General features: G+C 51.9%; 1 pseudogene. It reads left to right on the top strand.

The features are described from left to right. Positions 1-258, top strand: a pseudogene (locus QRD42_RS14515) (TetR/AcrR family transcriptional regulator); the annotation flags it as partial. Positions 259-586 lie beyond the last annotated feature (328 nt).

The following is a 586-nucleotide window of genomic DNA, read 5'->3' as shown; positions in this document are numbered from 1 at the left end:
CATAGTGACGATCGGGAAGCGCGCGAAGCGGCCTGCGAAATCCATCAGGCAGCAGAAACCATGATCCGTGATTTCATTGCGCGACAGTATCCGGATCAAGCCGAACGGCTGACGGATTTTATGGTAACCGTGATGGCCGGACTTTCCGCCAGTGCGCGGGCAGGGTACAGCGAAGCGCGATTACGCGAAACCGTGCGTCTGTGTACCGACGTGCTGGAACAGGCGCTGCCGGATGCTGCTGGCGCAGACGTGGAATAACGGTTTATTACGTGAGTCGCATAAGGTTGCAATATAAACCCGGCTGTCGCGCCGGGTTTGTTTTGAGCGGTGTATGAGAGATCGGTTCGTGATGATGAGGGACGGGGACAGACTTACAGGCGGTGCGCGTAACCATAAATCCAATTTAACATAATATACATTATGCGCACCAGGATACATTTATGCAGATTGTGAGGCATTTAGCTTTCCATGACCCGTCTTCAGGATGCATAACTATTTTTCTGACAGATGCCTGCATTGCTGCCTGATGCCATTAAAAATACTGTCAGCAAGTTCCTGCGGATACGTCTGCGGGAGTAACGCCATA

The organism is Enterobacter sp. PGRG2 (assembly GCF_030291195.1).
Classification (GTDB): domain Bacteria; phylum Pseudomonadota; class Gammaproteobacteria; order Enterobacterales; family Enterobacteriaceae; genus Enterobacter_D.
Note: the sequence above shows the minus strand (reverse complement) of the source record. Positions and strands in the feature narration are given on the sequence as shown.